Origin of the sequence: Pseudoflavonifractor sp. MSJ-30 (genome assembly GCF_018918045.1) — a bacterium.
In the GTDB taxonomy this organism is placed as follows: Bacteria; Bacillota; Clostridia; order Oscillospirales; family Oscillospiraceae; genus Faecousia.
The window spans coordinates 75,340-89,407 of sequence record NZ_JAHLPU010000048.1 but is presented as its reverse complement, the minus strand read 5'-3'; the positions used below and the strand labels follow the sequence as shown (position 1 = coordinate 89,407).

The 14,068-nt window shown below is 57.4% G+C and carries 9 protein-coding genes; 2 read left to right on the top strand and 7 right to left on the bottom strand.

The genetic code is table 11. The features are described 5' to 3' along the window. Positions 1–6 precede the first annotated feature (6 nt). The 7 genes from KQI10_RS07315 to KQI10_RS07285 all read right to left on the bottom strand — a co-directional run bounded on the left by KQI10_RS07315 (position 7) and on the right by KQI10_RS07285 (position 11,377). Positions 7–2,586, bottom strand: coding sequence for a M56 family metallopeptidase (locus tag KQI10_RS07315; RefSeq protein WP_216566752.1), 2,580 nt, complete (start codon positions 2,584–2,586; stop codon positions 7–9). Continuing rightward, a complete protein-coding gene (locus KQI10_RS07310; protein ID WP_216566751.1) occupies positions 2,583–2,954 on the bottom strand; it encodes a BlaI/MecI/CopY family transcriptional regulator in 372 nt (123 codons plus the stop codon). Before KQI10_RS07310 ends, KQI10_RS07315 begins: the two co-directional genes overlap by 4 nt. A 186-nt stretch (positions 2,955–3,140) precedes the next feature. After that, entirely contained in the window at positions 3,141–4,799 is a 1,659-nt protein-coding gene (locus KQI10_RS07305; RefSeq protein WP_216566750.1) for a VanW family protein, read from the bottom strand. 85 nt (positions 4,800–4,884) lie between these two features. Beyond that, positions 4,885–8,403, bottom strand: coding sequence for a transcription-repair coupling factor (gene mfd / locus KQI10_RS07300; RefSeq protein ID WP_216566749.1), 3,519 nt, complete (start codon positions 8,401–8,403; stop codon positions 4,885–4,887). 116 nt (positions 8,404–8,519) lie between these two features. Continuing rightward, on the bottom strand, positions 8,520–9,107 hold the full coding sequence (gene pth / locus KQI10_RS07295) for an aminoacyl-tRNA hydrolase (protein ID WP_216566748.1): 588 nt from the start codon (positions 9,105–9,107) through the stop codon (positions 8,520–8,522). After that, on the bottom strand, positions 9,107–10,072 hold the full coding sequence (locus tag KQI10_RS07290) for a ribose-phosphate pyrophosphokinase (RefSeq protein WP_216566747.1): 966 nt from the start codon (positions 10,070–10,072) through the stop codon (positions 9,107–9,109). Before KQI10_RS07290 ends, pth begins: the two co-directional genes overlap by 1 nt. 150 nt (positions 10,073–10,222) lie before the next feature. Continuing rightward, positions 10,223–11,377 (bottom strand): hypothetical protein, encoded by a 1,155-nt coding sequence (locus KQI10_RS07285; protein WP_216566746.1) that lies wholly within the window; start codon positions 11,375–11,377, stop codon positions 10,223–10,225. 195 nt (positions 11,378–11,572) lie between these two features. On the opposite strand from KQI10_RS07285, the gene KQI10_RS07280 reads away from it, so the two are divergent. Both KQI10_RS07280 and KQI10_RS07275 read left to right on the top strand, forming a co-directional pair. Next, positions 11,573–12,892 carry an SPFH domain-containing protein gene (locus KQI10_RS07280; RefSeq protein WP_216566745.1) on the top strand — a complete coding sequence of 440 codons (1,320 nt, stop codon included), beginning with the start codon at positions 11,573–11,575 and terminating at the stop codon, positions 12,890–12,892. A gap of 54 nt (positions 12,893–12,946) precedes the next feature. Next, the gene (locus KQI10_RS07275) at positions 12,947–14,059 is read left to right on the top strand and encodes a hypothetical protein (protein ID WP_216566744.1); all 1,113 of its coding nucleotides are present in this window, start codon (positions 12,947–12,949) and stop codon (positions 14,057–14,059) included. The last annotated feature ends 9 nt before the right edge of the window (positions 14,060–14,068 follow it).

Here is a 14,068-nt window from a genome sequence, read left to right as displayed (position 1 = left end):
CATTTGTTATTCGAAGGTCCTGTCCAGGAGCTTCTCCATTTCCTCGTAGTTGCCCCATCGGTCAACAATGTCGTAGCTGTCCGGGGCTTTCCGGTGGCTGATGCGTTGGGCGCCCAGGACGATACAGAGCACCTGACGCCCCCGGTATTCGGCGGTGACGGCCATGTCGGCATAGCCCCTGGTACAGTGGGCGAGGCCCCCCGTCACACGGCTGTCCTGGCTGGTATGTGATAGCTGTATGGGATTGGCCGGCAGAAGGGCGTTCCGGGAATAGACTGTTTCCCCTGTGCTTGGGATGGTGTAGGAACCGGACTGCCAGATTTTTTTCAGCAGCGGGTACTCCAGTGCCTTGGTGACCAGGTCGGCGATGCTTCCGGCGGAGACAACGCCGCCATCATAGGGATCCCAGAAGTAGGGGGGATTCTCAGAAGCATCATTTGCTATTTCCCCCATGGCCGCCACGGCGGCCTCCTCGCTGCCCCAGATGGCGTGAACCAGGGCGTAGGTGGAGTCTGCCTCGTTCCACAGAAGCATCCGGTAGAGATGGTCCTGTACGGTCAAGCCATTCAAGACGGACACATCGTAGAAAGCGCCGCCGTTATAGGGAAATTCGCTGGGCACGGGTACATTTATGATTGTTCCCTCTGGGTCCGGCACGGCCTGTACCGCGGCAATGGCCAGAGCCAGCTGCCCCCATTTGCCGGCTTCGACAGAATAATCCTTTCCTAGGGGGTAGAAGACCTGACCGCTTTCCTGGTCCAGCACCAGTGCGGAGCTGATGTAGAGCCCGGAATCGGGGTTTGCCTCCTGCTCCAGCGCCCAATTTCGGATATAGGCGAGAATTTCAGAACCGGAGAAGCCCGGATAGGACCCCAAAATTTGCTTGCTCCAGGTGCCGTCAGCATTGTACAGGTCGAAGCCTTCGCAGTCCTTTCGGATGACTACGCTTCGGCCATCGTAGCTGGTGATCCGACAGCCGGTGGTATAGAGCTCCGGCCTCATAGCCCTGCTGTAATTTTCATTGATGATCCACACATCGGTCGAGAAAATCACATCCGCAAAGCTGGGCTGATTGCCAAGGGCGTAGCTTGGCTGGACGTTTTCCATCTGGAAGCACTCCACCTTGGAAGGGACCCGAAAGGCGTGCAGCTCGTATTGAATCTGCTGTATTTCAGAGGATTCGTGCATATAGAGGTCACTGTCAAACTCGCTTGCTACCAGATTTTCCCGCAGCGCCTGCGGGACGTCATCCACGTGCTGTATGACCTTTTTTTCGCCGTCCAGCACGCCTACGAACATATGGTAAGGCTCCTCAAATCCATCATACAGAATGTCAAAGGCCCAGAGCTTCGGGTTGATTCGCCGCCAGGAGTCAATGGTGTGGACACCTGGACTGTAATGCGCCTTCTGCATAGCATAAACGCCCTCATTGGGAAAGTAGATATATTCCGCGGTGTGGTCAAAGTTATTCTTCGCCGCGGCATCCAGATAGGCCTGCATAAACTGGTAGGCTGCCTGGTCCTCCGGCTCTTCCGGCACAGTGACCGCCTCCGCTGCGGTGGTGCTGTCCAACATAATATCGTCTGCGGGGGAAGGTCCTGGCTCCGGAGCCTTTGGGTCGGTGGCGAAGCACCAGAGAATCCCAATGGCCAGAGCGCAGGCGATGACCAGTACCCAGATTTTTGCCGTTTTTCGTTGCAGGATGTTGGCGATTCTCTGCTTTACGCTGTTCTGGCTGAAAGCTACCGGGCACACGGCAAGGCTGCCCTTGGGTGCGGCGCACAAAAGCAGGGTGCAGGCGTAATTCTTTTTCTGAACGGTGTCCATGCCCTTAATGGCTCGCTCGTCACAGGCCATCTCCAGGTCCCGGCAGAAGAGGTAGTAAGCAGCCCACACCAGCGGGTGGAACCAATAGACGCTGAGCAGCGCATAGCCCAGCAGCTTCCACCAGGCGTCTCCATGGCGCAGGTGAGCCCGCTCGTGGGCCAGTACATAGGTTCTGGCCTCTTGGCTCAGGTCTGAGGGCAGGTAAATGCGGGGATGGACCAGTCCCAGGACAAAAGGAGAGCGAATCGCGTCACAGATGTATACGCATCCCTCCAGCCGCATACAGACAGAGAGTCGCTTTTTCAGCCGGCCATATGTCACCAGACAGTAGGCCAGCATTGCGGCAGTGCCCAGAAGCCAGACGGCGGCGCATACCCCAAAGAAGCTTTCCGGCCCGGTTGGTGCGGAAGACGGAACGATCTCCGGCGTGGAGGCTGGGCTGAGCTCCGATATGATGGGCGCCGGTGAAACGGTGCCGGCTGTTGGGGCCGTGGTATCTATGGCCGCTCCGGTGAAAGAGCGGCGGACGGTGGTGGTATCCGTGATGACCTGAGCGGAGATAGGCTCGCTTTTGGGAAGCAGGCTCCAGGCGCTTTCCAGAGAGACGGGAACCGCCAGCCGCAGGGCCACCAAGGCCCAGAGCAGCAGCTGGGGGCCTTTGGGCAGCTTCCGGAACAGAAAGCGTAGACCGATCACGGCCAGAATCAGAAAGCCGGTGGTAATGCTCCGGTTGGCGAGATACAGAAATAGCTTTGTCATACCTGCCCCTCCTGTTCAAATTGATCGATCAAAGCCCTGATATCCTGAATGTCCTTTTTTGAGAGAGGCCGCCCTTGGGCGAAAGCCGCCAAAAAGGCGGGAAGCGAGCCGGAGAAGGTATCGGCTACAAACTGGTGGCTCTGGGAAGCCTGATAATCCTGCCGGGTCTGCACCACGGTGACAAGGCCGTTTGTGTTCCGGAACAGTCCCTGGGCGCAGAGCTTTTTCAGCACCGTATAGGTGGTGGACTTTTTCCATTCCAGCTCCTTGGCGCAGAGCTTCACCAGCTCCCCGGAGGGAATAGGGGCATTGTTCCAGATCAGCTCCGCAAACCGCAGCTCTACGGGGCCCAGCTTTCGTTCTTCCATAGGAAACATCCTTTCTGTAGAAATGGTCTATTGCTTATCGACTTATTGAAAGTCTATCATGAATAGACCGCCTTGTCAAGGAAGAAACAGTAAATTAAAAATATCTTAAAGAAAACAGCCGCATAACTGCGGCTGCATAGAATCAAAAGGGGACGGCAAATCTGCCGCCCCCTTCAAAATATGGGATTAATAGATATCGTCAATATATCCGGACAGTGCGTAAGGCTCCTTGGAGATCAGCTCGCCGGTCTTTTTGTCGATCTTGCTCATGTAGGTCCGGACATACCGGCCGCCGACGGTGTAGGACATTTCAATGTCATAGTCCCGTGTTTCCGTACCCAGGATGGACACCCGGACATACCCATCGGATTCCTCTGCGTGAATCTTCACGGGCAGAGGGGAGTCGTTGCGGATTTTCAGGTCCGTAAAGCCCCAGCTTACGGTGGCATCCATGCCAAGCGGAATATAGCTGACGGGGTAGCCGTGGTTCCGGCGATCGACAATGGTCATTTCGGCGTAAACACTGGCCAAATACAGGGTGGAGGACACCTGACAGATGCCGCCGCCCGGGGAATCCACTAGCTTGGTGCCGGAATAGGCGGGAGCGGGGAGCCAGCCCTTTTCTTTTGTCCGTTCGCCCAGGGCCTGATTGTAGGAAAGCTCCTGGCCGGGCTGCAGAATGGTGCCGTCCAGCAGCTCACAGGCTTTGCGCAGATTGGCATTCCGATTTTCATTGTCGTTGTGCGGTGTCTCACAATGCCCCAGTACATCCTGAAAATAGGCGTCCTCGTCAGCGGTTTGCGGGGCGGTGTAGTGGAGCCGCAAGGTCAACTCTCCGCCGTAGGATACATCGGCCCACTGGGTTTTTGCTTCGTCCAGGTCAAATTCGTAGCCATGCTGCCCGGGAATCACCTGATAGGTAGCCAGATCCACGCTGGGCTCTACAGCTGCCAGACGGGTCTGCTGCCAGAGTCCTTCAAGATCCACGGCATCCGGCTGGGTAACGGTTACGTCACCGTCATAGTCCAGCGCAAAGGTCTGGGATTCGTAAGCGGACAGCAGCTGCTGGAACAGGTGCTCCGTGTCGATTTCAATGGTTGGGCAGCCCCGGTTTAGAAGAATGCTCTGGCAGGGCGTGTTTTCGTTCCATTTTTCCGGACTTACATCCGGGGCTGTATCCTGAATCGAATAGCTGTCTCCCCGGGACAGGGCCTTCAATGTCTGGGCGTAGGTTTCCGCTGCCGTGCGCAGGGCGGTTTGATCCAGATGCAGGTAGGGAAGCAGCGGCAGACGGTTCACTGCGATATCACTCTTTCGGCCTACGGCGTAGGCTTCCCGTACCGCTTCGCCAGCGTCCAGCTTGGCTCCGGTCTCGTCGGAGGAAAGGGTCAGGGTTAAAAAGGAATCCGCCTCCCCGGTGCCGTCCAGAATGGAGGAAACATCTGGGAACGACACCACCATAGAATCCTCGGAATTGCTGTAGCAGTCCGTCAGGGCCTTTTTTGCTTCGCTCCTGCTCAGTCCGCTCAGGTCTACCGTGCCTACCGTTACGCCGGGGGCAATTTTCCCGTCATAGGGATCCATGGCCCGCAGTATGGCAGGTACGGCCAGCGCGCATACCGCCGCGATACCAGCCAGGACACTCGCAATGGCCGCGGCATGTTTAGACAATTTGAATGCCCTTTTTTGGGGCCGGATGGGAAGCGGCGCTTGCTGCCGCTTCAGGGGGGCCGGCGGAGAGAAAGCCGCATCCTCCTGCTCCACCGGCGCATCTCCCAGCAGCGCGTTTATGGATTCCAGAAAGGCATCGTCATCCTCTTCCAGAATATTGTTGTTTTTCTCCATGGAAAATCCTCCTATGGGTTCCTTTGGTTACCATAATCACCATAATTATAGCATGGTTTCCGGGAAGACACAACCTAATATTTTCTTAATTACTACAATAGCTCTGATATTTGGCAACAAATGCCTTGGCTTGTTTCAGGCTGTCAGGGCCGGTGACCAGCTTCAGCCGCAGGGTAGGCTCTTTGGAGTTTGCCAGGAAGACCACCCGGGCTTTGTAGTCCGGATCGGAGCAGAGGCTGCCCACGGCGTCGAAATTCAGGCTGGTCATGACGAAGAGGATGTCGCCTGCCTTCTGCTTGATGTCCTTGATGCCCAGCTTCATGGCCTGGGCCCGGAGCAGGGCAATGTCGATGAGGTTCAGCACGCCCTTGGGCGGTTCTCCGTAGCGGTCTACGATTTCGTCCAGCAGGTCGTCCGCGTCCTCCTGGCTGCGGATGGCAGCCATCCGGCGGTACAGGTCCATCCGCTCCTCGCCCCGGGACACATAACCCTTGTCCACGTTGGCGGTAACTGTCAGGTCGGCGGTGCATTCCGGCTGCTTGGGTGCCTCACCCTTTTCTTCCAGAACCGCTTCGTCCAGCAGCTTCAGATACATATCGTAGCCCACGCTCATCATGTGGCCGGACTGCTCGGCGCCCAGAAGATTGCCCGCGCCACGGATCTCCAGGTCCCGCATGGCAATCTTGAAGCCGGAGCCGAATTCCGCAAAGTCCCGGATGGCAGAGAGCCGCTTTTCCGCCACTTCCGTCAGATTTTTGTCCGGGCGGTAGGTGAAGTACGCGTAGGCATGCCGGGTGGACCGGCCCACCCGGCCCCGGAGCTGGTGCAGCTGGCTCAGGCCGAAGCGGTCCGCGTTCTCGATGATCAGCGTATTGGCGTTGGGAATATCCAGTCCGGTCTCAATGATGGTGGTGCATACCAGCACCTGGATATCGCCTTCGGCCATGGCGGTCATGACCTCGCCCAAGGCGTCTTCGCTCATCTGACCGTGGGCAACGCCTACGGTCAGGCCGGGGATCCGCTTTTGCAGGGCGCTGGCGCACTGGTCGATGGTCTCCGTCCGGTTGTGAAGATAGAATACCTGGCCGCCCCGCTCAGTCTCCCGACGGATCGCGTCGTCAATGATGGCGGTTGAATATTCCATGACATAGGTCTGCACGGGGTAACGGTCTGCCGGAGGCTCCTCAATGGTGGACATATCCCGGATGCCGGAGAGCGCCATGTTCAGTGTTCTGGGAATGGGCGTCGCGGACAGGGTCAATACATCCACGCCCTTGGAAAGCTCCTTTAGCCGTTCTTTATGGGTCACTCCGAAGCGCTGCTCCTCGTCAACAATCAGCAGTCCAAGATCCTTGAACTGAACGCTCTTCTGCAGCAGCTTGTGGGTGCCGATAATCAGGTCAATATTGCCGCTGCGCAGCTCCTGAAGGGTCCGCTGCTGCTGTTTGGGCGTGCGGAACCGGCTGAGCACGTCAATGGTCACCGGAAAGCCCCGGAAACGGGAGACGGCGGTCTGGTAGTGCTGCTGGGCAAGCACTGTGGTGGGCACCAGAATGGCCACCTGCTTGCCGTCCATGACGGCCTTCATGACAGCCCGCAGAGCGACTTCGGTCTTGCCGAAGCCAACGTCGCCGCAGAGCAGCCGGTCCATGGGAATGGGGGACTCCATATCCTTCTTGATGTCAGCAATGCAGCGCAGCTGATCGTCTGTTTCGGGATAGGGAAAGTTTTCTTCAAATTCCCGCTGCCAGGGAGCGTCGGCGGAAAAGGCATAGCCGGACTGCCGCTTCCGGGCGGCGTAGAGCTGAATGAGTTCCCCGGCCATATCCTTGGCGGCCTTTCGGGCTTTGGCTTTTGTTTTCTGCCAGGCATCGGAGCCGATTTTGTTCAGCTTGACCGCGGTGTTTTCTCCGCCGCCGCCGATATATTTGCTGACCAGATCCAGTTGCGTGGCGGGGACGAACAGGGTGTCCGAGCCCTGGTAGGCGATTTTGATATAGTCCTTGACGGCGTTATCGATTTTGATCTGCTCCATGGCCACGAAGCGGCCAATGCCGTAGTTTTCGTGGACCACCAGATCGCCGGGGGTAAGATCCGTAAAGGAATTCAGCTTCTGCCGGTTTGTCGCCGTCTTCCTGGCCGATGTCCGGCGCTTGGGTTCCGTTTTGGCAATGAGCTGTCCTTCCGTCAGCACGGCGAGCTTGCTTAAGGGGTACTCCATGCCGTAGGGCAGGGTACCGTCTGTCAGCAGAATCTGGCCGGATTTCGGCAGGGTGTTCAGGGGAATCGCAAGGAAAGCGGAGAGGTTTTTTTCCCGCAGCATCTGCTGCATCAGCTCCGCCCGGTGCCGGGTGCCGCAGAGCACCAGTGTGCCGAATTCCATTTTCTGGTAGTGGGTCATATCGCTGACGGCGGCGTCCAGGTTGCCGCCGTAGCTGGGCAGCTGCTTGGCGGTCACCGGCAGCAGCAGGGAAGGAGCGGCGTCCTCCGGATAGGCACTGCCGCCAAAGGCGTCAAAATAGACGGTTGTACGGCCCCGCAGTCCGGCGGTGAAGTCCTCCCACTGGGCAACATAATCGCACAGCTCTCCGGCAACCAGCCCGGTCTGCAGGAGACTGTCCAGCTGAAGCCCCATTTCCTCGGTGCGGGTCCTGGCGGTACGCTGCAGATTGGTATGGTCACAGAGGACCCAGAGGGCGTCCCTGGGGGCGTAATCCGCCGCTGTGGCCATTTCCGGGTAGATCAGGGCCATATAGCGGTCCGCCGTCAGGGTGTGCAGATCATTTTCCAGCTTTTCAATGTCTTTGGTCAGGGTGTCGATCAGGGCTGTATTCAGATTCTTGCGCCGCTTCTGCCGGGAGAGCAGATTGTTCAGATCCTTAATCAGCCCCTGCTGTCCCTTGGGGTGCATGCCCGCCAGAGACTCCCGGGTTGGCAGGATAAGCGTGGAGGTCAGATTTTCGCTGCGCCGCTGGGTGTCAATGTCGAAATGCCCCATGGTGTCCAGCTCGTCGCCAAAGAACTCCAGACGGACGGGCTTGTCTTCGCCGGGAGAATAGATATCCACAATGCCGCCCCGGACAGCGAACTGGCCCACGCCCTCTACCATACCGCAGCGGCTGTAGCCCGCGGCCACCAACCGGGCGGTCAAATCGTCCAGGGCGTATTCTTTCCCAGTTTCCAAAGTGAAGCTGGCATTGTTCAGAACATGGGGCGGAAGGGTGCGCAGGCTCATGGATTCCCAGGTCATGATCTGGATGGGCGTTTTTCCGGCGGCCAGATCATACAGCTGACGCAGCCGTTTCTGCTCCCAGCTTCGGGAGACCACGGCGGCATCATAGAAAGTCAGGTCCCGGCCGGGGAGAATAGGCGCGGTCTCACCCAAAAAGCAGCTGAGTTCCTCCTGAGTCCGGCGGGCTGCCATATCATCCTGGCAGAGCACCACAATAGGCCGGCCTGCGTCTCTGCGCAGTCCGGCAATCATATGACTTCGGTTGATCTGACCAACGCCGGTAACGGCGGCGTTTTGCCCGGCATTAACGCCTTCTACCAGAGAAGCGTATTCCGGAATGGTTTTCAGAAGAAAAAGCAGTGGTTGTTCCATGGTTCACCTCATAATTGGGAAAAAGCTGAACGCGGCAAAGCGGAAAGGGATTTATTTCCCTCTCCGTGCGAATGACATTTTCCTCCAGGGGAGTACCCTGGAGGAAAATCTGTTGTTTAGGGATGGCTGCCGTTGTAGGCGTTGGCGGCCTGGGAAACGCCTTCCTCCAAAATGGTCAGAACCGCTCTGGCACCATTTTCCAGAGAGACGGCCAGGGCCTTCTCTTCGGATGCGGTGAAGGGGGAGAGCACCCAGGCGGCCAAATCGAAATCCGGGTTGGGTTTGGCTCCGACACCGATCTTGACCCGGGGGAAGTCCTGACTGCCCAACTCCTGGATAATGGACTTGATACCGTTGTGCCCGCCTGCGGAGCCATTGCCCCGGACCCGCATACGGCCCGGTTCCAGAGAAATGTCATCAAACAGAACGATGATTCGTTCCGGCGGAATCTGGAAATAGGCACTGAGCTGTAAAACGGACCGGCCGGACAGGTTCATATAGGTCAATGGTTTCAGCAGATAGATTTTATTGCCGTGATAAGAGGTCACTCCGTAGAGTCCTTGAAACTTGCCTTTATCGATGGCGCAGCCCAATTTATCCGCTACGATATCCAGACAGCGAAAGCCGATGTTGTGCCGGGTTTTGGCATATTCGGGGCCTGGATTGCCCAGTCCCACTATGAGCCATGTGTTTTCGGAGGACATCAGAACAGATCCGCGATAGAGGTGCCGCCGTGAACATGCTCAATGGCACGGGCGAACACATGGGAAACATCCAGGAACTTAATCTTGCCGCTCGTTGTGTTGCCGGTCTGGGGAATGGTGTTCAGGAATACCATTTCCTTGATGGGGCTTTCCTCAATGCGGTCATAGGCAGGGCCGGACAACACGCCGTGGGTAGCGCAGGCGTAGACCTCCTTGGCACCACCGATCTCGGTCAGAGCCCTGGCGGCATTGCACAGGGAGCCGGCGGTATCTACCATGTCGTCGAATAGAATGCAGGTCTTTCCGCGGACGTCGCCGATGACATTCATGACCTCGCAGACATTCGCCTTCTGACGGCGCTTGTCTACAATGGCCAGACCCATGTGCACCTTGCCGGCAAAAGCACGGGCACGGCCCACGGAGCCGACATCGGGGGAGACGACGACAAACTCATCATGGTTGTATTTCTCTTCGGGGAACTTTGCGAGGTAGTAGTCAACGAAGGTGGGGTTGCCCAGCAGATGATCCAGAGGAATGTCGAAGAAGCCCTGAATCTGGGAAGCATGCAGGTCCATGGTCAGCACCCGGTCGGCACCGGCGGCGGTGATCATGTTGGCAACCAGCTTCGCGGAGATGGGATCGCGGCTCTTGGCCTTGCGGTCCTGACGGGCATAGCCGAAGTAGGGGATGACAGCGGTGATTCTGCCGGCAGAAGCGCGGCGGCAGGCGTCGCACATGACCAGCAGCTCCATCAGATGGTCGTTGACGGGCTTACAGGTGGACTGAACCAGGAAAACGTCCGCACCGCGAACGGTCTCCAGCAGGCTGACGGAAGCCTCACCGTCGGCAAAGGTCTTCACCTCTGCCTTACCGAGGTCTACCCCCAGATCCTTGCAGATGTTCTTGGCGAATTCCGGATTGGAATTGCCGCAGAAAATCTTGATGTTCTCTCCGTACGTAATCATCAATGATTTACCTCGCTTAATCTTTTCTATTTTCTCGTCCGGGAGCCGGACAAAGCTCACTGCTATTATAGCATTATCCTGTCCGTCTTTTCAATAGAGAATCCAGCAAAAAACCGCCAAAAAACGGAAGCACATTTCTGTACACTACTGTCAAACCGACGGTTTTTGACTGCTTCCCGCGTCCAGCCGTGTGGTCAGGGCGTAAAGCGGAAGATGGACCGGGTTCATCAGGCCATATTCCATGGTGCTGTAGAGCAGTCCCGCAAAGGCAACGGCGACAATGTCCCAGCGTCCGGCTTTAGACGCACGGTACAAAGCTGCCAGATTCAAACCGAAGAATAAAAGGCTTGGAATCACACCCATGCAGATAGGGGCATAGGCATAGAGACTGTCCACCGGGTCCCAGCGGAAATTGACCCGGGCACCAAAGAGGCTGGGGCCGAAGTCCCGGAATCCGGCGTGGGAATAGGCCAGCCGGTCGGAGAACAGCCTGTTGCACAGGGAGAAAAAGCTGTTTTCCTCCCGGTAAAGCAGCGTGAGAATCAAAAATGCGGCGATGCCCAGAGTGAACAGCCCCAGAAAGAGGGGAACGCCCCATTTTTTGGAGGACAGCCAGGGACCAATCCAATAAAAGAGAATGCACAGGACTGCTGCCGCGCAGCTGGCCAGCAGAGCAGCCTTGGAGTCCGACACCTGGAAGAAGCAAAGAGAACACCCGATGGCGACCACGCCGGGCAGCATCCGGTGGCCGGTTTTTGCATAGCTCAGCAGTCCGGAGAAGATCACAAGGAGCGTCCAGAAGCCAAAGTTGTTGGGGTGGCCGAAGCCGAGGCTGTGGCGGGCCGCTCCATGGTTAATGACTTCCCAGCGGGTAAAAACCGTATCCTCAAGAACGCCCACGGCGACAAGCAGAAAGTTCAGCAGCAGTGTGAAGAGGAAAAAACCGAAGCAGATCCGGCAGAGCTTTCCAAAATCAATGTCCTTTGCGCTGAACACCAGCAGAAAACAGCTCAAAAAACAGCGGTTCCTGCTGACTATGGTGCCGATTGCAATGAGAAACAGAATACCGGTAATGCCCAAAAGCTCCCGGACCGTGTGCCCGTCACAGAAATAGATTTTCAGCGCCAGCAGTGCGTAGGCGCAGGCGGAAAAGGCGTAAATGCCATAACGGATGGAGGCGACGAACGCCGGGGGAAAGTGCCCCAGATAGACAGGGATGACCAGCGCAAACATGGCGGCGTACCAAAGCCATTTGGGAAAGCTGCTTTTTGCGCGAAAAGGAATCGCTGAGAAAGATAGGCCCATAAGCGCCTCCTGGACAAAAGTATACCCTTATTATACGCAAGAGGGGGGGCAATGTCAATCACAGCGAATAGTTGAACGATTTGTAGAACCGGGTACTTGATTTTACGGGCTGCATTTGGTAAAATAACCGAACAGTAGGATTCTGAACAAGGGAGTCCTGTAAGCTATTTTGATTATAATAAAGGAGAGATCGCTATGGGTCTTATCAAAGCTGCATTGGGCGCGGCCGGCGGTGTTCTGGCTGACCAGTGGAAAGAATACTTTTATTGCGACGCACTTCCGGAAACGGTCCTTGCCGTCAAGGGCAAGAAGCGGGTCTCATCCCGTTCTTCCAATAAGGGCAGTGACAATGTGATCTCCTCCGGCTCCGTTGTTGCTGTGGCGGATGGCCAGTGTATGTTGATCGTGGATCAGGGCAAGATCGCGGAGGTCTGCGCCGAGGCCGGTGAATTTGTCTATGACGCCTCCACGGAACCCAGTGTCTTCTCCGGCGCGCTGGGCCAGTCCGTAAAGGACAGCTTCGCCGCAATGGGCCGCCGCTTTGCCTTTGGCGGGGACACAGGCAAGGACCAGAGGGTCTACTATATCAACACCAAGGAACTGTACGGGAATAAATACGGCACCCCAACTCCGGTGCCCTTCCGGGTTGTGGATGAGGATATCGGCTTCCGCACCACCATCTCCATTCGGTGCTTCGGCGAATACTCCTACCATGTGTGCGACCCCATCCTGTTCTATAAGAACGTCTGCGGCAACTTTGCCGACAGCTTTACCCGGGACCGGCTGGACAGCATGCTGAAGTCCGAGCTGATGACCGCTTTGCAGCCCGCCTTTGGAAAGATGTCCGCCATGGGCATCGGCTATACGGAGCTGCCCCTGCATACCATGGATATTGCCAACGCCCTGAATGAGATTCTGTCTGAGCAGTGGCGTGCCAAGCGGGGACTGGAGATCGTTTCCTTCGGCGTGTCCTCCGTCAGCGCCACCGAGGCGGACGAGAAGCGGCTGAAGGATATGCAGCAGTCCGTCTTCCTGGGCGGCGGCAACGCGGCTGCCGGCAGAATGGTGGACGCTACTGCCAACGCCATGGAAGCCGCTGCCAGGAATACGGCAACCGGACCTATGATGGCCTTCGCGGGCATGAATATGGCAGGCTCCGCAGGCACCGGCAGTATGCAGGGTCTGTTCCAGCAGAACCAGGGCACGCCCTACCAGACTCCTGCCTCTCGGGCGGTTCCCGCGGCGGCTACCTGGAAGTGCCCCGGCTGCGGTACGGAGGCTACCGGCAACTTCTGCCCGGAGTGCGGCGCCAAAAAGCCCGCCGATGGCTGGACCTGCAAGTGCGGCGCGGTGAACAAAGGCAAGTTCTGTACCCAGTGCGGCGCAAAGAAGCCTGCGGGAGAGCCCCTCTACAAGTGCGACAAGTGCGGCTGGGAGCCGGAAGATCCCAAGAATCCGCCCAAGTTCTGCCCCGAGTGCGGCGACCCCTTCAATGACGGGGATATCGTGATCTAATCCGCGTGAGGCCGGGTATTCCGGCCTCCGCATCCGGAAAGAAAGGGAATTCTTATGCCCAGCGAAGTGATCAATTACAAATGCCCGGCCTGTACCGGCCCGCTGCACTTTGGGAGCACCTCCGGAAAGCTGGAGTGCGACTATTGCGGCAGTTCCTATACGCTGGAGGAGATCGAGGCTCTGCAGTCCACCAAGGCAGCGGATGCCGAGAAGGCCTTTGAGGAAGCCGAAAAACAGATTCAGGGGGATGCCAATGAGAGCTGGGATGTTTCTCAGGCAGGCTCTGACTGGGGAGCGGACGCGGAAAAGCTGCGGGCCTACAGCTGTCCCCAGTGCGGGGCGGAGCTGCTCTGCGAGGAGACCACAGCAGCGACCTCCTGCCCTTACTGCGGCAATCCTACGGTGATCCCGGGGCAGCTGTCCGGAGCGAAAAAACCGGATTACATCATTCCGTTTGCCAAAACCAGGGAGGATGCTGTGGCGGCGCTGAAGCGGCACTACAGCCATAAGCCTATTCTGCCGAAGGCCTTTGCGGATGAAAACCATCTGCAGGAGGTCAAGGGTATCTATGTTCCCTTCTGGCTGTTCGATGCCAAGGTGGACGCGGATATGCGCTTCGATGCCACGCGAACCCATAGCCACACAACCAGCACGGAGATCATTACGGAGACGGACCACTTTCTGGTCCACCGTCAGGGCAGTCTGGAATTTGAAAAGATCCCGGTGGACGGCGCCTCCAAAATGCCGGACAGCCATATGGATGCCATCGAGCCCTATCATTACGAGGAGCTGAAGCCCTTCCAGCTTTCCTATCTGCCCGGTTTTTTCGCGGATAAGTACGATGTTTCCCGGGAAGAGAGCATGAAGCGGGCGAGGCTGCGCTGTGAACGCAGCACGGAAAATGCCATCCGCAATACGGTCGTTGGCTATGAGGGCTGCATTCCCACCGGAAAACGGATCCAGGTCCATCCCGGGGCGGTGAAATACGCATTGCTTCCCGTATGGCTGCTGTCTACCCAGTGGAAGGGTAAGAACTATCTCTTCGCCATGAACGGCCAGACGGGCAGGCTCATCGGGGATCTGCCCATTGATACCAGGCGGCTTTTGGCCTTTGTGGGCGGCGCGTTCGCCATCGGCACGGCGCTGCTGGGCTGGCTGTTTCTGTAAGGAGGGCGG

Coding starts and splice junctions, on each gene's coding strand:
- KQI10_RS07285 (WP_216566746.1), bottom strand. CDS start 11,377: ATGGGCCTATCTTTCTCAGCGATTCCTTTTCGCGCAAAAAGCAGCTTT.
- KQI10_RS07310 (WP_216566751.1), bottom strand. CDS start 2,954: ATGGAAGAACGAAAGCTGGGCCCCGTAGAGCTGCGGTTTGCGGAGCTG.
- KQI10_RS07290 (WP_216566747.1), bottom strand. CDS start 10,072: ATGATTACGTACGGAGAGAACATCAAGATTTTCTGCGGCAATTCCAAT.
- KQI10_RS07315 (WP_216566752.1), bottom strand. CDS start 2,586: ATGACAAAGCTATTTCTGTATCTCGCCAACCGGAGCATTACCACCGGC.
- KQI10_RS07305 (WP_216566750.1), bottom strand. CDS start 4,799: ATGGAGAAAAACAACAATATTCTGGAAGAGGATGACGATGCCTTTCTG.
- KQI10_RS07280 (WP_216566745.1), top strand. CDS start 11,573: ATGGGTCTTATCAAAGCTGCATTGGGCGCGGCCGGCGGTGTTCTGGCT.
- mfd (WP_216566749.1), bottom strand. CDS start 8,403: ATGGAACAACCACTGCTTTTTCTTCTGAAAACCATTCCGGAATACGCT.
- pth (WP_216566748.1), bottom strand. CDS start 9,107: ATGTCCTCCGAAAACACATGGCTCATAGTGGGACTGGGCAATCCAGGC.
- KQI10_RS07275 (WP_216566744.1), top strand. CDS start 12,947: ATGCCCAGCGAAGTGATCAATTACAAATGCCCGGCCTGTACCGGCCCG.